At 72.6% G+C, this 21,877-nt stretch carries 22 protein-coding genes and 2 pseudogenes; 12 read left to right on the forward strand and 12 right to left on the reverse strand.

Translation table 11 applies throughout. The annotated features are described in order from the left end of the window. Window positions 1–95: 95 nt before the first annotated feature. Window positions 96–1,262: a sensor histidine kinase gene (locus tag AFB00_RS08620; protein ID WP_068796791.1), complete on the forward strand. Its 1,167-nt coding sequence runs from the start codon at window positions 96–98 to the stop codon at window positions 1,260–1,262. A 21-nt stretch (window positions 1,263–1,283) separates the two neighbouring features. Here AFB00_RS08620 and AFB00_RS08625 read toward each other — a convergent pair whose 3' ends face one another. Both AFB00_RS08625 and AFB00_RS08630 read right to left on the reverse strand, forming a co-directional pair. Continuing rightward, window positions 1,284–1,637: a hypothetical protein gene (locus tag AFB00_RS08625; protein ID WP_068796792.1), complete on the reverse strand. Its 354-nt coding sequence runs from the start codon at window positions 1,635–1,637 to the stop codon at window positions 1,284–1,286. Further along, window positions 1,634–2,170, reverse strand: a complete 537-nt coding sequence (locus AFB00_RS08630; RefSeq protein WP_068796793.1) for a glyoxalase superfamily protein — start codon at window positions 2,168–2,170, stop codon at window positions 1,634–1,636. Before AFB00_RS08630 ends, AFB00_RS08625 begins: the two co-directional genes overlap by 4 nt. Window positions 2,171–2,389: 219 nt before the next feature. Between AFB00_RS08630 and AFB00_RS08635 the strand changes: the two genes are divergently transcribed. After that, window positions 2,390–2,899: an AAA family ATPase gene (locus AFB00_RS08635; protein WP_068796794.1), complete on the forward strand. Its 510-nt coding sequence runs from the start codon at window positions 2,390–2,392 to the stop codon at window positions 2,897–2,899. 133 nt (window positions 2,900–3,032) lie between these two features. On the opposite strand, the gene AFB00_RS36090 is transcribed toward AFB00_RS08635, so the two are convergent. Together AFB00_RS36090 and AFB00_RS36095 are read right to left on the reverse strand one after the other, a co-directional pair. Further along, window positions 3,033–3,788 carry an IS5 family transposase gene (locus AFB00_RS36090; RefSeq protein ID WP_442965866.1) on the reverse strand — a complete coding sequence of 252 codons (756 nt, stop codon included), beginning with the start codon at window positions 3,786–3,788 and terminating at the stop codon, window positions 3,033–3,035. Further along, window positions 3,712–4,164: an IS5 family transposase gene (locus tag AFB00_RS36095; protein ID WP_442965844.1), complete on the reverse strand. Its 453-nt coding sequence runs from the start codon at window positions 4,162–4,164 to the stop codon at window positions 3,712–3,714. The genes AFB00_RS36090 and AFB00_RS36095 overlap by 77 nt, the downstream gene beginning before the upstream one ends. A gap of 100 nt (window positions 4,165–4,264) precedes the next feature. On the opposite strand from AFB00_RS36095, the gene AFB00_RS08645 reads away from it, so the two are divergent. Further along, window positions 4,265–4,822, forward strand: coding sequence for a TetR/AcrR family transcriptional regulator (locus AFB00_RS08645; RefSeq protein WP_068796795.1), 558 nt, complete (start codon window positions 4,265–4,267; stop codon window positions 4,820–4,822). Window positions 4,823–4,862: 40 nt separating this feature from the next. Here AFB00_RS08645 and AFB00_RS08650 read toward each other — a convergent pair whose 3' ends face one another. Beyond that, window positions 4,863–5,249, reverse strand: coding sequence for a DUF4870 domain-containing protein (locus AFB00_RS08650; RefSeq protein WP_068796796.1), 387 nt, complete (start codon window positions 5,247–5,249; stop codon window positions 4,863–4,865). A gap of 291 nt (window positions 5,250–5,540) precedes the next feature. On the opposite strand from AFB00_RS08650, the gene AFB00_RS08655 reads away from it, so the two are divergent. Further along, the gene (locus AFB00_RS08655; RefSeq protein ID WP_068796797.1) at window positions 5,541–6,203 is read left to right on the forward strand and encodes a maleylpyruvate isomerase family mycothiol-dependent enzyme; all 663 of its coding nucleotides are present in this window, start codon (window positions 5,541–5,543) and stop codon (window positions 6,201–6,203) included. 35 nt (window positions 6,204–6,238) lie between these two features. Here AFB00_RS08655 and AFB00_RS08660 read toward each other — a convergent pair whose 3' ends face one another. Genes AFB00_RS08660 through AFB00_RS08680 form a run of 5 tightly spaced genes read right to left on the reverse strand, consistent with a single transcriptional unit; the run spans window position 6,239 to window position 11,472 of the window. After that, window positions 6,239–7,399, reverse strand: a complete 1,161-nt coding sequence (locus AFB00_RS08660) for an acyl-CoA dehydrogenase family protein (RefSeq protein WP_068796798.1) — start codon at window positions 7,397–7,399, stop codon at window positions 6,239–6,241. Between the two features lie 41 nt (window positions 7,400–7,440). Next, complete coding sequence (locus AFB00_RS08665; protein ID WP_197519801.1) at window positions 7,441–8,175, reverse strand: SDR family NAD(P)-dependent oxidoreductase; 735 nt, start codon at window positions 8,173–8,175, stop codon at window positions 7,441–7,443. Between the two features lie 26 nt (window positions 8,176–8,201). Further along, entirely contained in the window at window positions 8,202–9,527 is a 1,326-nt protein-coding gene (locus AFB00_RS08670; protein WP_068796800.1) for an MFS transporter, read from the reverse strand. Window positions 9,528–9,581: 54 nt separating this feature from the next. After that, window positions 9,582–10,346, reverse strand: a complete 765-nt coding sequence (locus tag AFB00_RS08675) for an SDR family NAD(P)-dependent oxidoreductase (protein ID WP_068800128.1) — start codon at window positions 10,344–10,346, stop codon at window positions 9,582–9,584. Further along, window positions 10,339–11,472, reverse strand: coding sequence for an NDMA-dependent alcohol dehydrogenase (locus AFB00_RS08680; RefSeq protein WP_068796801.1), 1,134 nt, complete (start codon window positions 11,470–11,472; stop codon window positions 10,339–10,341). Before AFB00_RS08680 ends, AFB00_RS08675 begins: the two co-directional genes overlap by 8 nt. 316 nt (window positions 11,473–11,788) lie before the next feature. Between AFB00_RS08680 and AFB00_RS08685 the strand changes: the two genes are divergently transcribed. From AFB00_RS08685 to AFB00_RS08720, 8 genes and pseudogenes are all read left to right on the forward strand, one after another. Next, complete coding sequence (locus tag AFB00_RS08685) at window positions 11,789–12,220, forward strand: Zn-ribbon domain-containing OB-fold protein (protein WP_068796802.1); 432 nt, start codon at window positions 11,789–11,791, stop codon at window positions 12,218–12,220. Continuing rightward, window positions 12,217–13,371, forward strand: coding sequence for a thiolase family protein (locus AFB00_RS08690; protein ID WP_068796803.1), 1,155 nt, complete (start codon window positions 12,217–12,219; stop codon window positions 13,369–13,371). The genes AFB00_RS08685 and AFB00_RS08690 overlap by 4 nt, the downstream gene beginning before the upstream one ends. Continuing rightward, on the forward strand, window positions 13,368–13,895 hold the full coding sequence (locus AFB00_RS33055) for a hypothetical protein (RefSeq protein WP_068796804.1): 528 nt from the start codon (window positions 13,368–13,370) through the stop codon (window positions 13,893–13,895). The genes AFB00_RS08690 and AFB00_RS33055 overlap by 4 nt, the downstream gene beginning before the upstream one ends. After that, entirely contained in the window at window positions 13,892–14,629 is a 738-nt protein-coding gene (locus AFB00_RS08700) for an SDR family NAD(P)-dependent oxidoreductase (RefSeq protein ID WP_068796805.1), read from the forward strand. The genes AFB00_RS33055 and AFB00_RS08700 overlap by 4 nt, the downstream gene beginning before the upstream one ends. Continuing rightward, a pseudogene (locus AFB00_RS36100) lies at window positions 14,629–15,725 on the forward strand (CaiB/BaiF CoA transferase family protein). Before AFB00_RS08700 ends, AFB00_RS36100 begins: the two are co-directional and overlap by 1 nt. 74 nt (window positions 15,726–15,799) lie before the next feature. Next, window positions 15,800–16,474, forward strand: coding sequence for a GntR family transcriptional regulator (locus AFB00_RS08710; protein WP_231974287.1), 675 nt, complete (start codon window positions 15,800–15,802; stop codon window positions 16,472–16,474). Window positions 16,475–16,537: 63 nt separating this feature from the next. After that, window positions 16,538–18,130: a class I adenylate-forming enzyme family protein gene (locus AFB00_RS08715; protein ID WP_083275373.1), complete on the forward strand. Its 1,593-nt coding sequence runs from the start codon at window positions 16,538–16,540 to the stop codon at window positions 18,128–18,130. Continuing rightward, window positions 18,127–18,969: an SMP-30/gluconolactonase/LRE family protein gene (locus AFB00_RS08720; RefSeq protein ID WP_068796807.1), complete on the forward strand. Its 843-nt coding sequence runs from the start codon at window positions 18,127–18,129 to the stop codon at window positions 18,967–18,969. Before AFB00_RS08715 ends, AFB00_RS08720 begins: the two co-directional genes overlap by 4 nt. Before the next feature lie 659 nt (window positions 18,970–19,628). Here AFB00_RS08720 and AFB00_RS08725 read toward each other — a convergent pair. Together AFB00_RS08725 and AFB00_RS08730 are read right to left on the reverse strand one after the other, a co-directional pair. Beyond that, a pseudogene (locus AFB00_RS08725) lies at window positions 19,629–20,841 on the reverse strand (IS256 family transposase). Between the two features lie 165 nt (window positions 20,842–21,006). Further along, on the reverse strand, window positions 21,007–21,780 hold the full coding sequence (locus tag AFB00_RS08730; RefSeq protein WP_068800130.1) for an HARBI1 family protein: 774 nt from the start codon (window positions 21,778–21,780) through the stop codon (window positions 21,007–21,009). Window positions 21,781–21,877: the final 97 nt, after the last annotated feature.

A 21,877-nucleotide genomic window follows, 5' to 3' on the forward strand; every position in this document is an offset into this window, starting at 1 on the left:
TCGGTCGACCGACTCCGATCGGGAGACCGAAGTCGGAGCCGGGACCGCCGCCGGGGGGACGCCGTACCGCACCCGGCCGTCCTAGGCTCACGGCCATGACCACGGCCGCCGGAACGGGACGACAGCGCTGGCTGCCCCGTGTGCACGATGTCCTGCTGGTCTTCGTCCCCCTCGTCATCGGCCTGCTCGGGCTCCGGATCCGGGTCAACCTCACCGCTGCCCTGCCGCCGTGGCTGCTCTACGTCGACATCGCCGCCGGCGCCGTCGGCTGCCTCGCGCTCTGGTGGCGCCGCCGGTTCCCGGTGCAGGTCGCGGCGCTGATCATCGTGTTGAGCACGTTCGCCGAGTCGGTCGCCACGGCGGCGATGGCCGCGCTGTTCACCGTGGCCATCCACCGCTCGGTCCGGACGACGGCGATCGTGGCCGTCGCGACCCTCGCCGCCGTCTCGATCTTCTACGTACTGCGCCCGGAGACCAGCGTCCCGGCGTGGGCGATGACGCTGCTGGTCGGCAGCCTGTTCGCCGCGACGATCGCGTGGGGCCTGCTCCTGCGCAGCCGTCGCCAGCTCATCGCGTCCCTGCAGGAGCGCGCGACGATGGCCGAGATCGAGGCCGAGCTGCGTGCCGAGCGCACCCAGCACGAGGCCCGCGAGACGCTGGCCCGGGAGATGCACGACGTCCTCGGCCACCGGTTGTCGCTGCTCAGCGTGCACGCCGGCGCGCTGGCCTACTACCGGGACGCGACACCGGAGGAGACCTCCCGGGCCGCCGACGTGATCCGGGAGAACGCCCACGGCGCGCTGCAGGACCTCCGCGAGGTGATCGGGGTGCTGCGGGCGCCGGTCGGCGAGATGCCGCTGCCCGGGGTCGGCGACATCGGCGAGCTGCTCGACGAGACCCGTCGCGCCGGGACCCCGGTCACCCTGGACGACGAGCACGGCGTCACGGCCGGCGACCGCCTGGTCACCGACACCGTCGGGCGCACGCTCTACCGGTTCCTCCAGGAGAGCCTCACCAACGCGCGCAAGCACGCGCCGGAGGCCCCGATCGCCGTCCGGATCACCGGGGAGCCGGGCGACCGGCTCGACGCGGAGGTCGAGAACCGGGCGCCGGTCCGGCCGTCCGAGGCGTTCGAGCGGCCGCCGGGGTCCGGGGAGGGGCTGCGCGGCCTGGCGGAGCGGGCGACGCTGGTCGGCGGGCACCTCGACCACGGCCCGACCGCGGCCGGTGGGTGGCGGGTCGCGATCCGGCTGCCCTGGTGAGTGCTGCGTTCCTCCGTCGGGTCACCGGTCGGGGAGACGATCGACGAAGTACTCGGCACGACCGCCGTGGCGCCGGAAGCCGAGCGACCGGATCCGGTTCCCGGCGGCTCCGAAGTCCGTCCCGAGATCCTCGACGAGATGGATGCAGGTCAGGTCGAACGCGTCCGCCGACCCGTCGGCCATGTCGTCCAGGTACTCCGCGACGACGTCCGGCAGCGCGACGAGGACGGGATCGACGAGGAACACCAGCTCGGGCGGCGGGGAGAGCCGATAGGCGCCTCTCGACCCGACGGGCTCGAAACCGAACCCGTCACGCCGGAGCACGTCGAGCAGTCCCCGGACCTGGTCCTCCGCACCGGTCGCCGCCCCGCTCACTCCGCTTCGCAGAAGCGAAGGCCGTTGCCGGACGGGTCGACGACGCTCACCGTCGGGCCGCCCGGCGCGTCGCGGTCGATGCCCGGCCGCATGAACAGGTAGTTCTTGCTGCTCAGCTCGCTGTGCAGCGCGGTCACGTCGGCGACCGGGATCCAGACCGTGCTGCCGGGCGTGCCGTCGCCGTGGTGCTCGGACAGGTCGATCCGGGCGTCCCCGCGAGCCACCCGCGCGTAGAGCGGCATCCCCGGGGAGAAGCGGTGCTCCCACTCGACGGCGAAACCGAGATAGTCCAGGTAGAACGAGCGGACGTCGTCGAAGCGCTGCACCCGCAGGATCGGTACCGGCGCGCCGATCCCCGGGCCGTCGGCCGCCGACCGGTCCAGTACGGCGCTCGCGGTGTTCCAGTCGCGGAACCCGAGCTGGTGGGCGACCAGCTCGAGGGCGGCACCGTGGCCGATCGTGACGCCCTGCGCGGCGAGGTCGGTGCGCAGCGTGCGGGCTGCGGCCTTGGCGTCGGTGCTGGTGAGATCCATGTCGACCCGTCCCGGTGTCGCTCGTCCAGTGCCCGCGTTGCTGGGCGGACACCGTGCACAGGCTGCCGATGACGACCGTGGTCGGCGTGTTCACCACGCCTTGCGGCGAGCGGGCGGCGGGCCACGCCGGGCCCGGGGACACGGTAGCGGGAGCCGGGCGCAGCGGGCCAGCTCCGGAACCGGCTCGATGTGCGGACCCCCCGGTGCGAGACTCCCGCCATGACCGCCCGGCGTGCCGTCCTGCTGAACGGCCCGGCGGGTGTCGGCAAGACGACCGTCGGCCGGCGGCTCGCGGAGCGGGTACCCAACGGCGTCTGCATCTCGGGTGACTCGCTCAAGGAGTTCGTCGTCTCCCGCGACGACCGTCGGCCTCGGGGCATGGCGTTCCGCGCGGCAGCCGCGCTGACCGAGGTCTACCTCGACGCCGGGTTCGAACTCGTCGTGTTCGAGTTCGTCTTCGAGCACGACGAACACGTGTCGCGCTTCCGGCGGTCCGTGTCGCCCGGAACCACCGTGCAGGTCGTCACGCTCTGGGCGCCGCTGGCCGTCGTCGTCGCACGGGAGGAGGCCCGGCCCGGGCGGGCGCGGTTGGGGCCCCGGGTCGCCGAGTGCTGGACGACGATGCAGCGCAACCTCCACGCACTCGGCTCGGTCGTCACAGCCGACCGAGCCGTCGACGACGTGGTCCTCGATGTGGAACGCACATTACGACACCCTCTCGATACGTAATGGTTGTCCTGTGGAGCAGCATTACGTCATGGTCGAGACGTGCTGGAACACCTGTTCGCGACCATCTCGACCCACGGGACCCCGCTGGGCCGCGTCCAGTACCAGGTGTGCGCCTGCGGCGCCTTCCGCGTCCTCACCGAATGGAGCGACCCGCCACCCACGCGCGCCTGCGTGGAGCACTCCGGGATCGCGCGACCCCCGGAAGGGAGCACGACCGTGGCCGGGTTCGGCAAGACCAGAGCGGCGTACCGGATCGATCCCCCACCCCACGCACCACCGGAGCGCCCCGGGCAGGGCCGCCGTCGCACGCACCGCTCGGCCCTCGACCGCCTCCGCGACCACCTGCGCGGACGGTCCCGGCCGTCGCCGGGCGCGGGTCTCCCAATGCGCGGAGCCAGGTGACGATCGCCTTCAGGACGGCGCCGCCGCGGAAGGTCAGGGCGAGCTTGTCGTAACGGGTGGCCAGCCCGCGCCACTGCTTGACGTGGCAGAACCCGCACTCGACGACGTTGCGGTTTCGGTAGTCGACCGGATCGAATGCGGGCGGTCGGCCACCGCGTGAGCCCCGTCGTTTGCGGTGTCCCTGCTGGTCAGAGGGCTCCGGAATGACAGCGATGATCCGGCGCTCGCGCAGGTGCCGGCGGATCGCGCGTGAGGAGTAGGCCTTGTCCGCGCGCACGCGTTCAGGCCGGGTCCGGGGTCGTCCCGGGCCCGGTCGGGCGATGCTCAGGCGCGCCATCAGGTGCGGAAACATTGGCGAGTCGCCGCCCTGGCCGGGGCCGAGGAGGACCACCAGCGGGCGGCCGTGCCCGTCAACGAGCTGGTGGATCTTCGTCGACAGCCCTCCGCGGGACCGTCCCAGCGCGTGATCTGCTGGTTCGGCGAGCAGATTCGTGTAGTTCGATCCGGCCCCCTGTGTCGCGCTTGAGGGTCGCGGCGTGCTGGTGGGCACGGATGATCGTGGAGTCCACGCTGACCGCCCACCCGAGCACCTCGGCGGCGTCGGCCTCGACCAGAAGAGCAGCCAGGATGTGGTCCCAGGTGCCGTCGCCGCTGTAGCGGCGGTGCCGCTTCCACAACGTCTGCCACGGCCCGAACTCGGCTGGGACGTCGCGCCAGGGAAGCCCGCACCGATACCGGTAGATGATCCCCTCGATCACCCGGCGGTCATCGCGGAACGGGCACCCGCGACGACCCTCGGAGGAGGGCAACAGCGGCGCCAGACGGGCCCACTGGACATCAGTCAGGACAGCGGTACGCGGCACCGATCAAGCATCGCGCACCCCGCTCCGCCTATCTGGGAGACACGCCCTAGACCTGCATCACCGGCGGTTCCCCGCCGCCACCATTGGTTAGGGTCGCCCCATGCCGCGCCCGACCCAGGAAGAGATCGACGCGGAGATCGTGGACCGCGCGTCGGCACTCTTCGCCCGCCACGGGTACCGGCACACGTCCGTACAGCAGATCGCGGACGCCGTCGGGTACTCCAAGGCGGGACTGCTCCACCGGTTCCCCGGCAAGGAGGCCATCCACCAGGCCGCCGTCCGGTCGGCCCTCGAACGCTCCGAGGATCTCGTCGCCCGCCTCACCGACGTCCCGGCGGGACCCGACCGCGACCGCGTCCTCGTCGAGACGCTGGTCGACAACGCCCTGCGCCACCCCGGCACCTCGGCCTTCCTGTACGCGCTCTCCGATCCGGGGAGCCCGGGCGAACCGCCACCCGAGGTGCGGCGGGCCGGGCTGGCCCTGGCCGACGTCTTCGGGGTCGATCCGGAGCAGCCCGATCCCGGGCGGCTCGTGCGGATGATCGTCGTGGCGATCGGGATCCATCACGCCGCCGAGTCCGCCGCCTCCCGCGGCCGGCAGCACGAGTGGCGCGGGCACATCGTCGCGACCGCGCTGGCCGCACTCGGGTCCGGCTGAACCGCGCCCGACCCGACATGCAGCCGTCGCGGGCCCGGGGTCAGGACAGCACGCGCAGCTGGAACGGGTAGTCGTAGACCTGGTCGTTCGAGGCCCGGACCGCGCCCTTGATGTGACACCACGCGGACACCACGAACAGCACGATCATGAGCGGGAACCCGACGAGCGCGCCGACCAGCGTGAACACCAGGATCCAGCTGAGCACGAAGAGCACCCAGAACGACAGGTTGAAGTTGAACGCCCCGGCGGCGGCCCGGCGCGCGAACGGGTCGTCCTTCTTCACCAGCCAGACGAGCAGCGGACCGACCAGGCTCAGCAGTCCCGCGCTCAGCAGAGCCGCGATCGGCGCCGAGAGATGGGCGAGGATCGCCGCGATCCGGCTGGTCTCGGGCGGCCGGGCGCCGGGGGGTGGGTACGGATGCGACATCGAGGTCCTCTCTCTCCTGTTCGGCCTGTCCGGGCCGGACAGGACCCTACGCAGGAGAACGGGCCGTCCCCGGAACGCACACGCGGCGCGGGCCACCCGACCACCCGGTCCGTGGACCGGAAACCGCTCGGACGTCGAGATCGACCGCGCCGGCCGAGGAGTTCCGACACATGACCGCCGGGGCGTCCACGCCCGACCGGTCGGCTGAGCAGCCGTTCCCCGCCGGACGATGATTTCCGGCCGCGGTGCCGGTCCCCCCTCGGACGCACCACCGACCGCCCGAGGACGACCATGACCGACTCCGCCGCGCCGGCCGCCCGTGCCGAGCTGTGGGCACACATCCACACCGAGCGGGCCCGCCTCGCCGACGACCTCGCCGATCTCACCGACGAGCAGTGGTCCGCACCGTCGCTGTGCGATCGCTGGACCGTCGAGGAGGTCGTCGCCCACCTCACCGCGGGGGCCTCCATCGGCGCCTTCCGGTGGTTCCGCAGCGTCCTCGCCGCCCGGTTCGACTTCGACGTGCACAACGACCGGCGGCTCGCCGAGCACCGGGGCGCCACCCCGGCCGGGACGCTGGCGCGCTTCCGGGCGGTGACCGGCAGCTCGACCGCCGCCTCCGGGCACACCGCGGCCTGGCTGGGCGAGGTCGTCGTCCACGGTCAGGACGTCCGCCGGCCGCTCGGGCTCGCCAGGACCGCGCAGACCGCGGCCGTGACCGAGGTCGCCCGGTTCTTCGTCGGCCGCGACTTCACCGTCCCCGGCCGGACACTGGCCGCCGGGCTCCGGCTGGAGGCGACCGACGGTCCGTTCCGGCACGGCGCGGGCCCGGTCGTCACCGGGACGACCGTGGCGCTCACCATGGCACTCGCCGCCCGCCCGGCCTACCTCGACGACCTCTCGGGTCCCGGGGTCGCGGTGCTGCGCGACCGGCTCGCCCCCGCGGTGCGGTAGCCGGGACGCACGGGCGGGCGGTCCCCGGGCAGGGGCTACGTGCGGTCCAGCCCGCCGCGCTTCACCAGTGCAGCGGCGATGACGTTGCGCTGGATCTCGTTGGTGCCCTCACCGACGATCATCAACGGCGCGTCGCGGAAGTAGCGCTCGACGTCGAACTCGGTCGAGTAGCCGTACCCGCCGTGCACCCGGATGGCGTCCAGGGCGACCTCCATGGCGGTCTCCGAGGCGAACAGCTTCGCCATCCCGGCCTCCATGTCGCACCGCTGCCCGGACTCGTACCGGTCGGCGGCGTGCAGGATCAGCTGCCGGGCCGCGGTCACCTTGGTCGCCATGTCCGCGAGGAGGTTCCCGACGGACTGGTGGCGCCAGATCGGCTTGCCGAACGACTCGCGGTCCTGCGCGTAGCGCAGGGCGTCCTCCAGTGCGGCGTCGGCGACACCGAGCGCCCGTGCGGCGACCTGGATCCGGCCGGTCTCCAGACCGGTCATCATCTGGGTGAAACCGTGGCCCTCGGTCCCGCCCAGGACCGCGTCGGCCGGGACCCGCATGCCGTCGAAGAGCAGCTCACAGGACTCGACGCCCTTGTAACCCAGCTTGGGGAGGTCCTTGGACACGGTCAGGCCGGGGCCGTGCTCCACCAGCAGCACCGAGATCCCCGCGTGCCGGGGCTCGGCCTCCGGGTCGGTCTTGCAGAGCAGCGCGATCAGCCCGGAGCGGCGGGCGTTGGTGATCCAGGTCTTGGCCCCGTCGACGACGTAGCAGTCGGCGGTCCGCCGCGCCCGGGTGGTCATGGCCTGCAGATCCGAGCCGCCACCCGGCTCGGTCAGCGCCATCGTCGCCCGGAGCTCGCCGGTCGCCATCCGCGGCAGGTAGCGGTCGCGCTGCTCCGGGGTGCCGAACCGCACCAGCAGCTTCGCGACGACGGTGTGTCCGCCCATGGCGCCGGCCAGGCTCATCCATCCACGCGCCAGCTCCGCCGTGACCAGCGCGTAGCACGGCATCGAGACCGGCGCCGCACCCCACGGTTCGGGGATCGCGAGACCGTAGACGCCGAGCTCCTTCATCTGCCCGATCCACTCCTCGGGGTACTCCCCCGAGCGTTCGAACTCGTTGACCCGGGGCTTCACCTCCCGGTCGACGAAGTCCCGGACGATGTCGACGATCGCCCGCTCCTCGGTGTCCAGCACGGCCATGCCCGATCCTCCCGCTGTCGTCGTCTGCTGGTGGTGCCCGGTCAGGACAGTCCGACCCGGCTGGTGAGCCCGCCGTCGACGGCGAGATCGGCCCCGGTCACGTACTCGGCCCCGGGTCCGACGAGGAAGGCGATGACCTCCCCGACGTCGTCCGGTGTGCCGGTCCGGCCCAGTGGGATCGCGGAGGTGAACCGGCCGACCGTGTCCGGGTCGGCGAAGGCGTCGCGGTTGATGGCCGTGCCGATCACCCCCGGGCTGATCGAGTTCACCCGGACCCGGTGCGGGGCCAGCTCCACGGCCAGGCTCCGGCTCATGGCGAGCAGCCCGCCCTTCGACGCCGCGTACGCGGGATACCCGACGTCGCCCCGGTGCGCCGCCGCCGACGTGATCATGACGATCGCGCCGCCGCCCGCCGCGACCAGGTGCGGCACGGCCGCCTGAGCCAGGTGGAAGGCGCTGCTGAGATTCGTCGCCAGCGTCCGCGTCCAGTCGTCCCCGGTGGTCGACGCCAGGTCCCTGCGGACGATCACCCCGGCGGCGTGGACGAGCGCCCGGAGCCCGCCCACCGACCGGGCGGCGTCCTCGACGGCCTCCCGGACGGCGGTCGCATCCATGACGTCCACCTCCCTGGTGTACACCCGGCCGCCGTCGCTCTCGATCTCGTCCCGCAGGCGGGCCAGGCCGTCGCCGTCCCGGTCGAGTGCCGCGACGGTGCGACCGTCCCGGGCGAGCCGGAGGCAGGCGGCCCGGCCGATGCCCGAGGCGGCCCCGGTCACCAGCACACATCCTCGCCCGGTGCCCGTCACTCGACCGGCTCCGCGTACCGCACGTAGCCGATCGCGCTGAGCACGGCGGCGAACGAGATGAGCAGGGCCGGGCTGTGCACGAACCCGGTGAGGGCGACGAGGCCGGTGCTGAGGAACGGGGCCGCACCGCCGAAGACGGCGACGGTGAGCCCCCAGGAGATGGCGAACGCCGTGCCGCGGGTGCGGGCCGCAAGGGTCTCGAAGATCGCCCCGAGGGTCAGCGCGTTGTGCGCGGCGAACGGCGCGGTCAGCAACAGCACCCCCACGACGGCCGCCCCGAGGGTCCCGGACCCGATCAGGACGAACAGGGGGACCGCCGTCACCGCGAGCACCCCGGCCGTGACGAGACAGATCGTCCGCCGGCCGAAGCGGTCGGCGGCGAGACCGAACAGCGGGGTCAGCACCACGAGCAGGCCCAGACCGACGAGGGTGACCAGCAGTCCCTCCTGCGCACTGAACCCGTACTCGGCGACGAGGTGCGCGGGCTGCTGGATGTAGATGATGTAGAAACCCGCGCACATCAGGGCTCCGAGCAGCGCGGACCGGTACATGCGGGAGCGGGTCGCCGGATCGGCGACCGCGTCGCGCAACGGGGTGGGCGAGATGTCGCCGGCCGACTGCATCCGCCGGAACACCGGCGTCTCCCCGATCTTGAACCGGATGTAGACCGCGACCGCGGCCAGCGGGATCGCGAGCAGGAACAGCACCCGCCATCCCCACGCCTGCATGAGCACGGGCCCGAGCACGAAGCTCAGCGTGAACGCGCACGCCGAGCCGAACAGGTTGCCGACCGAGGCTCCCGTCTGCACCAGGGCGAGCCGGCTCGCCCGCCGCCGCAACGGGGTCCACTCACCGACGAAGGTGATGGCGGCCGCGGTCTCGCCGCCGTAGACGAACCCCTGGGCGAGCCGGCAGAGCAGGACCGCCAGCGGCGCGATGATCCCGATGGTCTGGTACGAGGGGACGAGCCCGATCAGGGCCGTCGCCACGGCGATCGCGACGACGCTGAGCAGCATCACCGCCTTGCGGCCGATGCGGTCGGCGAACGACCCGAGCACGATGCCGCCCACGGGCCGGACGAGGAACGGGATGGCGAACACCGCCCAGGTCACCAGCAACGAGGTCGCCGAGTCGGCGGTCGAGAAGAACTCGACGGTCAGGTAGGCGGCGACGAGGCCGTAGATCGTGAAGTCGTAGGTCTCCATGAAGAAGCCGGCGGCGCCGGAGAACGTGGCCCTGCGGACGTCGCTCCGGGACGGTTCGTCCGTCGCGCGGAGCGCGGTGGCGTCCGCTGCCGGGGTCGTCGCGTGCTGATCGGACATCGTTGTCCTTTCCAGGACGGGAGGGAACGGGGGCGTCGGGAGGACGCGGCGGGGTCAGCCCGCGACGACGCTCATGCCGCCGTCGGCCATGACGACCGAACCGACGAGGTACGCGGCCCGGTCCGACGCGAGGAACGCGATCACCTCGGCGATCTCCCGTGGCTGCGCCGCGCGACCGATCGGGGTCCCGCTGCCGTGCGCGGTCAGGAAGCCGGGACCGTCGTCGTGGATGTCGTCGAGGATGTGGGTGACCGTGTCACCGGTGCCGACAGCGTTGACCCGGATGCCCGAGTCGATGGCCTCCAGCGCGGTCGCGCGGGTCAGCTGGGCGAGCGCGCCCTTCGAGGCGGCGTACGCCGCGATGGTGGGGAACGCCTGGTAGCAGGCGTAGGACCCCACGTTGACGATCGCGCCCGAACCCTGCGGCGACATCGCACGCAGCGCGGCCCGTGAGTGCAGGAACGCGCCGGTGGCGTTCACCGCGAGCACCCGGTTCCACTCCTCCAGGGTCATCTCGGCGACGGTCCGGTTGATGATGACCCCGGCGTTGTTGACCAGGACGTCGAGCCGGCCGAACCGGTCCACGGCGAGCTCGACCGCCCGGCGCGCGCTGTCCTCCTCGGTCACGTCCGCGACCAGGGGCGCGACCGTGTCGGACCCGAGGGCCGACACGGCGGGGTCACGGTCCTCGGCGACGACCCGGGCGCCGCGTTCGGCGAGCAGCTCCGCGGTCGCCCGGCCGATCCCGCTCGCCGCACCGGTCACGATCGCGACGGTCCCGCCGAACTCCGCGGCGGTCTTCTCCGGCTGGTCACTCACGTCCACGCACTCCCGGCGAGTAGTCGATGACCCCGCGGACGATCGTGCCGTCCCGCAGGTCCTGGTAGCCCTCGTTGATCTGGTCGAGGGTGTAGGTCCGGGTGACCAGCTCGTCGAGCTTGAGCCGGCCGGCGTCGTAGAGGCGCAGCATCCGGACGATGTCGTACTGCGGGTTCGACGAGCCGAACAGCGTCCCCTTGATCGTCTTCTGGTTGAAGACCAGGTCCGACCCGGAGACGTGCACGGTCAGCTCGGCCGGGTCGGCCACGCCGGTGACGACGACGGTGCTGCCCTTGCCGATCACGCCGAAGGCGTCGGAGACGACCTGCTCGGTCATCACACCGACCGTGCAGATGGCCTGGTCCGCGCCCTCCCCCCAGGTCAGCTCCCGGGTCGCCGTCGCCGCCTCCTCGGCGGTGGCGAACACGTGGGTCACACCGAAGCCGAGCGCCGTCGTGCGCTTGAACTCGACCGGATCGACGCCGATCACGTACTTCGCACCCGCGTGCGCGGCCCCCTGCAGGGCGTTCATGCCGACACCACCGAGCCCGTAGACGACGACGGTGTCGCCGGGCCGGACGCCGCCGGCGTTGACCGCGCTCCCCCAGCCGGTGGGGACGCCGCATCCCACGAGGACCGCCTTGTCCAGCGGCAGCCAGTCGTCGACCTTGACGCAGGACAGCTCCGAGACGGTGGCACGTTCGGCGAAGGCGCCGAGCATGCAGAAGCCGCCGATGTCACCCAGTTCCGGGTCGTGCATCCGGAAGGTGCCGTCGGGCATGGAGCCCTCGAGGATGGTGGCACCGGAGTTGCAGAGGTTCTGCCGGCCGGTGGAGCAGTAGCGGCAGGTACCGCAGGCCGGGGTGAAGCTGCACACGACGTGGTCGCCGGGCGCGACCCTGGTGACCCCGGGACCGACCTGCTCGACGACACCGGCGGCCTCGTGACCGCCGACGATCGGGAACCGGACGACGTTGTCCCCGTCGACCATGTGCAGGTCCGAGTGGCACAGGCCGGCCGCCGACATCCGCAGCAGGACCTCGCCGGCGTGGGGCTCGTCGAGCTCGATCTCGCGGATCTCGAAGGGACGGTGGTACCCGGTCAGTACGGCGGCGCGGGTTCTCATGTCCGCTCCCGGACGAGGACGGGACTGCGGCGGGCGGCGCCCGCGCGCAGAACCGTCGTCACTCGGTGCGTGGTTCCGGTGAAGGTCATCGATGATCTCCGTAGATACTTGATACAAAATGAAGGACGCCGAGCGAGCTCGTCGAGCGACACACCAGCTCCGTGACCAGCCATCCAGGCGAACTAGCGGAGCGAGCGAGCAGAGAGTCACAGACGTCGGCCCGTCGGCGCAAGCTTGACTTTCGGATTTTTGTATCAAGAATCAAGGATGCCGCCCCGGCCGTCCGGTCGGTCGCTCGTCGTTCCTGGAGGCATCGATGCCGTCCACCGAGACCCCGCCGTCCACCGCTCCCCGCCCGTTCCGGGCGGGACTGCTCACCCTCGATCCGCCGCGCCTGCTGGGATCGCGGTGCACGGCCTGCGACAGCGCCGCGTTCCCCGCGCGCAGCTTCTGCCCGGCGTGCCGGGCGGCGACGGTCGACCCGGTCGAACTCTCGCCCGCCGGCCGCGTGCACTCGTTCACCGTCGTCCGCCAGGCGCCCCCGGGGACCGACGTGCCGTACACGCTGGCCTGGATCGACCTGCCCACCGACCGGGTCCGGCTGATGGCCCAGGTCGTCGGCGTGCCGCCGGAGTCGGTCGCGCTGGACATGCCGGTGGAGCTGGAGCAGGCCCCCTTCGGCGTCGACGAGGACGGTGCGGAGCTGGTGGGGTACCGCTTCCGCGCCGCGACCGGGGTGCCGGCATGAGCCCGGCCCCGGCCCACGTCGCCGGCGTCGGGATGAACCGCTTCGGCAGGTACCCCGCCGAGGTGACCCTGGAGTCGATGGCCGTCACCGCGGCCCGGGCGGCCCTCGCCGACGCCGGGGCCGGGCCCGCGTCGGTCGACGCCCTCCACGTCGGCCACGTCTTCGGCGGGCCGGTGGCCGGTCAGCGGATCGCGGCCCAGCTCGGCCTCGACGGGCGTCCGGTGTCCAACCACGAGAACTACTGCGCCAGCGGTGCGACCGCGATCCGCGAGGCGTGGGTGGCGCTCTCCGCCGGCCTGCACGACGTCGTCCTGGTGATCGGGGTGGAGAAGATGACCGACCGGATCGCCGGCGGGGTCCGCCCCGATCCGGGCGACCTCGACGCGGCCGTCGGTTTCGTGATGGCGGCCGGTCACGCGATGAGCGCCCGCCGCTACATGGCCGACCACGGGGCCACCCGGGAGCAGATCGCGGCGGTGGCGGTGAAGAACCACGCCCACTCCGTGCACAACCCCTTCGCCCAGTACCGCAAGCCGATCTCGCTGGCCCAGGTCCTGTCGGCACGGCCGATCGCCGAGCCGCTCGGGCTGCTCGACTGCAGCCCGATCTCCGACGGCGCCGCCGCGGTGCTGCTCTGCACCCGCGCCGGCCTGCGCAGGCTGGGGCTCGGTGCCACCGGTCCCCGGGTGCGCGCCGTCGGGCTGGTCAGCGGTTCGGTGCAGACCGGCCTCGGCGACCTCAACGCCGAGGACGTCTCCCGCCGCGCCGGGCAGGAGGCGTGGCGCCTGTCCTCGGTCGGACCGGACGACGTCGACGTCGACGAGATGCACGACTGCTTCACGATCGCGGAGATCGTCCGCATGGAGGGACTGGGCCTGGTCCCGCGCGGGCGGGGCGCCGCCTGGGCCGCGGAGGGGGCGACCGCCCTCGGGGGCCGGCTGCCGGTCAACCCGAGCGGGGGGCTGCTGTCACGCGGCCACCCCGTCGGTGCGACGGGTGCGGCGCAGGTCTGCGAGCTCACCTGGCAGCTGCGCGGCACGGCCGGTGGCCGGCAGGTCGACGGGGCCCGCACGGGACTGGCCTACTGCAAGGGCGGCACGGTCAACGGCACCGACGGCGGGTCGGTCACCACGGTGGTGATGACGGCATGAGATCCACCGACAGCGCCGTCAGCGCCGACAGCGCCGTCGTCCGGGGCGACGGCGAGCTCGCCCCCGCCGTCCGGGACGCGCTGGGCCGGGTCGTTCCGGCCGTCCCGGCCGCGGTCCTCGTACCGCGGCTGCCCGCGCCGGGACCGCTCGCCGACCTGACCGACGCCCTGCTGACGAGCGAGGTCACCGACGTCCTCGACTCGGTCCTCACCGATGTCCGGACGGTCCTCGACGGCGTCGGCCGCCTCGTGTTCGTGCTGCCCCACGACCCGCTGATGGGGGCACCGGGAGCGACCGCCGCGTCCGCCGTGGCGAACGGCGTGCTCTCGATGGCCCGCACGCTGGCCATCGAGCTCGCCCGGGACGCGATCACGGTCAACGTCGTCGCCGTCGACGCGGCCGCGCCCGCGGTCGCGGCCCTCGCCGGCCAGCTCGCCGTGCTGACCGGGGACGCCGGCGACGCCGTCACCGGCCAGGAGATCTACCTGACCGCCGGCACCGACCTGGGGAGGCTGCGCCCGTGAGCAGGACCGCACTGGTCACCGGAGGGGCCGGCGGCATCGGACGCGCGGTGTGCGCCCGGCTCGCCGCCGAGGGCGACACCGTGCTGCTCGCCGACCTCGATCCGGGCGCCGTGGCCGACGCCGCGTCCGCGATCGGGGCCGGGGTCGTCCCCTGGGCGCTGGACGTCGCCGACGCCGGATCCCGCCGGGCGGCGGTGGCCCGGGCCGGCGAACTGGGCGGGGTGGATCTCCTGGTCAACTGCGCCGGGGTGCTGCGCGACGCCCGGATCCGCACGCTGGAGCCGAGCACCTTCCGCCGGCTGATCGAGATCAACCTCGTCGGCCCGCTGGCGTTGACCCGGCTCGCCGCCGGCGGGATGGCCGAGCGCGGGCGGGGTGCGGTCGTCAACGTCGCCTCGCGGGCCTGGCTGGGCACGTTCGGCTCGACCGCCTACTCGACCGCGAAGGGCGGGCTGATCGGCGCGACGCGCTCGCTGGCGCTCGAGCTGGGGCCGCGGGGGATCACGGTCAACGCGGTGGCCCCGGGGTTCGTCGAGACCCCGATGACCGACGGGCTGCCGGCCGAGATCCGCCGCCGGAGCATCGCCGCGATCCCGGTCGGACGGGCCGGGACGCCCGAGGACGCCGCCGCCGCGGTCGCCTACCTCGCCGGCGCCGGCTACGTCACCGGGCAGGTGCTCGTCGCCTGCGGCGGCCGCAGCATCGGCGCCCCGTACGCGGCGGGACGGTCCTGATGGCCGGGCAGGCACCGGACGGGCCGCTGCACGGCGTCCGGGTCGTCGAGTTCGCCGGCCTGGGACCGGGCCCGTTCGCCGCGATGCTGCTCGCCGACGCCGGGGCCGACGTCATCCGGGTCGACCGCCCGGCCGGACCGGTGGACGGCGGCGCCCTGACCCGCGGGCGGCCGTGGGTCGGTCTCGACCTCAAGTCCGGTTCCGGGCACGCGACTGCGCTGGCGCTGGTCCGCAGCGCCGACGTGCTGATCGAGGGCTTCCGTCCCGGTGTCATGGAACGTCTCGGGCTGGGGCCCGAGACGTGCCTGGCCCGCAACCCACGACTGGTCTACGGGCGGATGACCGGCTGGGGCCAGGACGGCCCGCGGGCCCGCGAGGCCGGGCACGACATCAACTACCTCGCGGTGACCGGCGCACTGCGGTCCATCTCGCGGCGCGGCGAGGCACCGGTCCCGCCGCTGAACCTGGTCGGCGACTACGGCGGCGGGGGATGCTGCTCGCCTTCGGTATCACCACCGCCCTGCTCGAACGCCACGCGAGCGGGCGCGGCCAGGTCGTCGACGCCGCGATGACCGACGGGATCAGCCTGTTGATGACCGGGATCTGGAGCCGGGCCGCGCAGGGCCGCTGGTCCGGTGAACCCGGCACCAACGACATCGACTCGGGCGCCCCGTTCTACGACGTCTACCGCACCGCCGACGACGGGTACATGGCGGTCGGAGCGATCGAACCCCGGTTCTGGGCCCGCCTGCTCGACGGTCTCGGACTCGACCCGGCCGAGCTGCCCGAGCAGTGGGACCGGGAGCGGTGGCCCGCGGCGAAGGAGCAGCTGGCGGTGGCGTTCGCCGGACGCACCCGCGAGGAGTGGACGGCCGAGTTCGCCGACCGCGACGCCTGCGTGACCCCCGTGCTGACCATGGCCGAAGCACCGCAGGCCCCGCAGATCGCCGCCCGGGGAACCCTCCGTACGGGGCCCGGCGGGACGCAGCCCGCCCCGGCGCCCCGGCTGAGCCGGACACCGTTGCGCGTACGGTCCCCCTCTTCGACGGCCGAGGTCCTCACCCGCTGGGGTGTGCCGCCGGAGGAGCAGCGATGACCGCGATGGGCCGGGCCCGACCGGCGGAACTGATAGTTTATTCGAGTTCGGACCGTCGACGCCGAGGAGAGCTCATGGGCGGGCGGGCGACCGCGGCACCCCGGGTGCAGCGCCGCGCGATGGCGGTCGAGGTCGCCGAGCACATCCGTTCGATGATCTTCGACGGCCGGCTGTCCGCGGAACAGCGCGTCCCGCAGGACGCGATCGCCTCCGAGCTCGGCGTCAGCCGGCTCCCGGTGCGCGAGGCGCTGATCACCCTGGAGTCCGACGGCCTGGTGGCCTCGGAACCACACCGCGGGACGTTCGTCGTCCCCATCCGCTCCGAGGACATCGAGGACCACTACACGCTCTACGGCATGGCCCAGGGCCTGGCCGCGGGCGGGGCCGCGCGACGGATCACCGAACCCGTCCTGAGCAGGCTCGACGAGCTGCACCGGGCGATGTCGGAGGATCCCGGCCCGGATCTCGCGCACGACCTCAACTGGGAGTTCCACTCCCTGATCAACCACACCGGGGCGAGCCGGCGGACCCTGTCGGTGCTCCGCCAGCTCTCGCACAACCTCCCCCGCGAGGTCTACAGCATCCCGCACCCGGCGCGCCCGGCCGCGTCGCAGCAGCACGCCGCGATCATCGACGCCCTGCGCGCCAGGGACGCCGCAGCCGCCGACCGGTTGAACAAGGAACACGTACGCGCCGAGGGCGACGAGGTCGTCGCCGTGCTCAAGCGCAACGGCATCCTCTCCAGCTGACCACGTCCGGCCGCGGCACCGTCGCGCCGCCCCTATGTATCAAAGATCAGAAGGGATCATCCGATGCCGCATGACCCGAGGGATCCGGCCCAGCCCGCCTGCGACCCGGCCGTGGTGGACCTGCCCGGGACCCTGTTCCGGCGGGCGTCGGCCGACCCGGACGGCGAGGCCGTCGTGGCCCCCGAGGGCCGGGAGACCTGGTCCGGGCTCGCCGACCGGGTCCGGGCCCTGGCGGCCGACCTGGTCGCGGGCGGGATGGAGCCGGGAGCCCGGGTCGGGGTGCTGCTCCCGAACGGACTCCGCTGGATCGTGGCCACGCTCGCGGTGCAGCACGCGGGAGCGACCGTCGTCCCGATCAACACGTGGTACCGGTCGGCCGAGATCGCCCACGTGCTCGACGAGGCGGGGATCGGCCTGGTGATCACCGAGGACCGGGTGTTCGGCCGCGACACCCTCGCCGAGCTCGCGGCCGCCGGACTCACCGGACGGGCGCCGGACGGCCGGTCGGGGGTCCTCGTCTGGCCGGCGGAGGAGCCGGCGCCCCCGGCGTCCGGTCCGCTCGGCGGCACGCCGGCGGTTCCGGGCGCCCGCGCGGACGCCCTGGCCTACGTGCTGTTCACCAGCGGTTCGACGTCCCGGCCGAAGCCCGTCCCGCTGCGGCACGACCGGATGCTCCGCAACGCGACCGAGATCGGCCGTCGTCAGCACCTGGTCGCCGGCGACCGGCTGTGGATCTCCGCGCCGTTCTTCTTCGGGTACGGGTGCTCGAACGCCCTGCCGGTCGCCCTCGTCCACGGCGTCACCCTGTGCATCGAGGAACGACCGGCCGGGGACGCCTCGCTGGCGTTCATCGCCCGGGAGCGCTGCACGGTCTACTACGGGTTCGGGCCGACCACCCGCAACCTGCTGGCCGCGCCCGGCTTCGGCACCCACGACATCTCCTCGCTGCGGACCGGGACGACCGGGTTCACCCGCGAGGACCGCCGGCTGGTCCTCGACGAACTCGGGGTCAGCGGCATCTGCAGCGTCTACGGCCTGAGCGAGGCCTACGGCCACTCGACCATGACCGAGGCCGGCGACCCGCCCGACGTCGTCCTGGAGACCGCGGGCCGCCCGCTCGACACCCAGGAACTCCGGATCACCGACGACGACGGCCACGTCGTGCCCGGCGGCGGGTCCGGCGAGATCGAGCTGCGCGGCTGCGTGATCGACGGCTACCTCGGTGACCCGGCGCTCGGCGACGGAACGTTCCGGCCGGGCGGATGGCTGCGGACCGGAGACCTCGGGACCCTCGACGACCGGGGGCGGCTGCGGGTCGTCGGCCGGCGCAAGGAGATGCTGAAGATCAAGGGGATCAACATCGCCCCGGCCGAGGTCGAGGAGCTGCTCTGCAGCCATCGCGACGTCGACCAGGCGTTCGTCGTCGGCATCGAGGACCGGCTCGGGACCGAGGAGATGGTCGCCGCCGTCGTGCCCCGGGGCATCCCCGCCGACGACCTCGTGCGACAGCTCGACACCCACGTCCGGGAGCGTGCCGCCGGTTACAAGGTCCCGGCCCGCATCGAGATCATCGCCCCGGACGACCTCCCGCTCACCGACACCGGCAAGCCCAGCAAACGGCTGCTGCGCGACCGGCTCTCCGGCGGCAACCGGTGACCGTGCGGACCCTGGCCGCAGGGATCGGCTTCACCGAGGGCCCGGTGTGGACGACCGACCAGCGGCTCCTCGTGGTCGCGCTCTCCCGGGGCGCCGTCGTCGAGATCGGGCTCGACGGCGGTGTCCGCGGACGCGTCGACGTCGGCGGCGGCCCGAACGGCCTCGCCGAGGACCGCGACGGAACGGTCTGGATCGCCCAGAACGGCGGCACGGTCCGGCCCAGCAGCTCGGGGCGCCCGGCTCGCCCGGGACTGCAGTGCCTCACCGCGGACGGGGTCGCCGAGCTGCCGGTGCCCGGCGTCCGAGCCCCGAACGACCTCGTCGAAGGACCCGACGGGCGCATCTGGTTCACCGACCCGGGGCCGCCCGGGGCCACCGACCACGGATGCGTCCACGCCCTCGACCGGGCGTCGGGGGCCGTCGAGACGGTCCTGGCCGATGTCGACTACCCGAACGGCCTGGCCTTCTCCGACGACGAGCTGTACGTCGCACGGACCTCCCGAGGCACCGTCGGCCGGTACCGGTGGGACGGCGACCGCCTGCTCCCGGGCGGGCCCGATCTCGTACTGCCGCGGGGCGGACCGGACGGCCTGGCCCTCGACGCGGAGGGCCGGGTCTACGCCGCAGCCCCCGAGGCGAACTCGATCGTCGTGTTCGGGCGGGACGGCACCGTCGAGGAGGAGATCCGGTTCGCGGAGCCGACGTTCCCCACCAACCTGTGCTTCGCCGGGCCGGGGCTCGAGCTCCTGGTCGTGACCGCGGCGAAGGGTGGGCGGGTCCTGGTCTGCGAGCGGACTCCGGGGGTTCCGGGGCGGCCGCTGGTGGGTCGGCCGTCGTGATCTCGATGCCGACCACCTGCAGGAGATCCGCAGGCAGCCACGGCGTCGTGCGGGCAACGGGTGTCCTGCAGCTCGTCCTGGAGGTCGTCGCGTACGCGGCCGAGTCGCCGGGCCGTCGTGGGCGAGGCGCCGACACCTGACTCGCCACAGCAGGTGCCGTGGTCCGCAGGCCGATCATGGCTACGCGTGACCGCCGGTTCTTCGATGCCGACGCCCATGGGCGCAGACGTATCGCGACGGACCACCCGTCGGAGACCTGGTCGGAGTCGCCGGTGACGGCACGACGAGCACGGCTGTCCGCTTCACTCCGTGCGAGGCGGTCCGGGCCATCGGTGGGGCCGACGCGCCGTGAACACGCGCCCGGTGCTCGTGTGGCATCCCGTAGACCTGGCAACGCCCGACCGCGTGGCGGTCCGGGGGCGGCCCTCGACGCAACCGCCGGCCGAACTCGCCCAGCTTCGCATCTGCAGGCGGCAGGTAGGCGTGGCGCTCCTTGGTTGCGATGGTCGCCTGTCGGTCGGCGGCAAGGGGCCGCTGCCGCGGAGATCACGCGCACGGCGCTCGGTGGGCTCGTCGGGCTCGCGAGTCAGCCACTGAGCCTTTCCCAGTAGGTGCTGGTTGAGGGTCTGTAACAGGAACGGTGGTTCCGGCGTTGTTGGTCAGTAGTGCTCGGCGGACGGCCAGCGGTCACCGAACGTGATCGCGAAGGCGTTGATCACCGGCTTCCATCGGATCGTCCACCGTGCGCGGCCTCGCCCGGTCGGGTCGAGGCTGCGGGTCACAAGGTACAGGCATTTCAACGCGGCCGCCTCGCTGGGGAAATGCCCTCGCGCCCGTACCGCTCGGCGGTAGCGGGCGTTGAGTGATTCGAAGCGCGTTCGTCGAACACAACACGGCACGGATCTCAGTGTGGTAGTCGAGGAACGGAACGAACTCGGTCCAGGCGTTGCGCCACAACCGGATCATCGCCGGATAAGTGCGACCCCATTTTTCGTCGAGGTCATCGAGAGCAGCGAGAGCGGCGTCGGCGGTGGGGGCCGTGTAGATCGCCCGAATCCCTCGCTTGATCGCATCGGTGTCACGCCGCGACGTCAACCGGAACGAGTTCCTGATCAAGTGCACGATGCATGTCTGCACGATGGTCTGTGGCCACACGTTCTCCACCACCTCGGGCAGGCCTTTCAACCCGTCGCAGACCAGGAAGAACACGTCCCGCATGCCGCGGTTACGCAGGTCGGTCAGCACCCCCAGCCAGAACTTCGCACCCTCACCACCGGAGCCGGCCCACAGGCCCAGCACGTCCTTGCGGCCGTCGACGGTGACCCCGATCGCCGCGTAGACGGGCCGGTTGGCGACCTGCCCGTCGCGGACCTTCACCATGATCGCGTCCACGAAGACCGCGACGTACACCGCATCGAGTGGCCGCGACACCCATTCCTGCATCTCGGCGATCACCGAGTCGGTGATCCGTGAGACGGTCTCCTTCGACACCGACGCCCCGTAGATCTCCGAGAAATGCGCCGAGATCTCCCCGGTCGTCAAACCCTTCGCGTACAGCGACAACACGATCTCATCGACATCCCCCAACCGCCGTTGCCGTTTCCGAACGATCTGGGGTTCGAACGTCGAGTCGCGGTCTCTCGGTACCTCGATCTCGACCTCCCCGACAGCATCGGAGATCACCGTCTTCGACCGGTGACCGTTCCGGTTGTTCGTCGATTCCCGGTCCGGGTCGGCCCGGTTCTTTGCATGCCCGAGGTGCTCGGTCATCTCCTCCCCGAGCGCAGTCTCCAGAACGTTCTTGGTGAACAGCTTCAACAGCCCATCCGGGCCGGTCAGCTCCAGGCCGCGTGCTCGCGCGTCGGCCACCATCGCCGCCGCGGCGGCCTGCTCGGGCGAGAGCTGACGCCCTGAACCCGTCTCATCCTTGGCTGAACCCACAAGGTCCGATGTCATCACTCACAGTGCCCATCCCACCGGACCCGAGCCCGGCGTGTCGGGCCGGAACCACCGTTCCTTGCACAGGCCCCTGGTTGATCATGTGGTTCGGTCGTGCTCGACGTGGAGGAGAACGAGCGCGGCGGCGGTGATCGCGCCGATCCGCCAGGGGCAGAAGCTGACCCGACGCAGCGCCTTGAAGGTGGTCTTGAGCAGGGAGTTCCCGCGTTCGGCCACAGCCCTGACGGCGGAGTGCAGCGTGTTGACGGTGCGTTTGTCCTCCGACAGCCCACTGCCGGTGGGGGTCTTGAACGGGCAGGTCAGGCGGGTGTTCTCACCGTCGTAGCCGAGGTCGGCGAGCACGACGTGGGTGTCGTCGGTCCAGTCCTCGATCGCGTCGAGCAGGCCGGGGTGGCCGCGGGCGCAGGTGGTGTCGTGCTCGCGGCCCGGGCGCACCGGGGATGTCCACAACGGCCACCCGTCAGGCGCGGTGAGGACCTGAACGTTCCCGCCGTGGACGTGGTGCTTGCCCGACCACCACAGATCCACTCCCGGGGTCGGTCCGGGAGTGCGGGAGCGGTCAGTGTGGATCACGGTGCCGTCGAGGTGAACGTGGGTGTGCCCGGCGGTGCGGGCCGCGAGCAGCGCGCCGGGCAGTCCAGGCGCGGCGGCGGCCAGGACGTCGATGCCTTCGTGCAGGTAGCGGTAGGTACTCGACAGGCTCAGCTGGTTGTCGGCGGCGAGCTGGGCGACCCGGGTGGCGTCGAGGAACCAGCGCAGCACCAGCACCGCGTGGCGGTCACAGTCCAGCGCGCGGCGCCCGCGCCGGGTCCCGCGCCGGAGGCGTTCCTCGGCCAACAGCCGCGACAACATGGACGCGGTGGGCTCCCCGATCGGGAGCACGGCGGTGTAGGTGACAGGATCGGGCACGCGGGACCTCGGTGGTGAGTCGATCTTTGAGCGGACCGAC

Source organism: Pseudonocardia sp. HH130630-07 (assembly GCF_001698125.1).
GTDB lineage: Bacteria > Actinomycetota > Actinomycetes > Mycobacteriales > Pseudonocardiaceae > Pseudonocardia.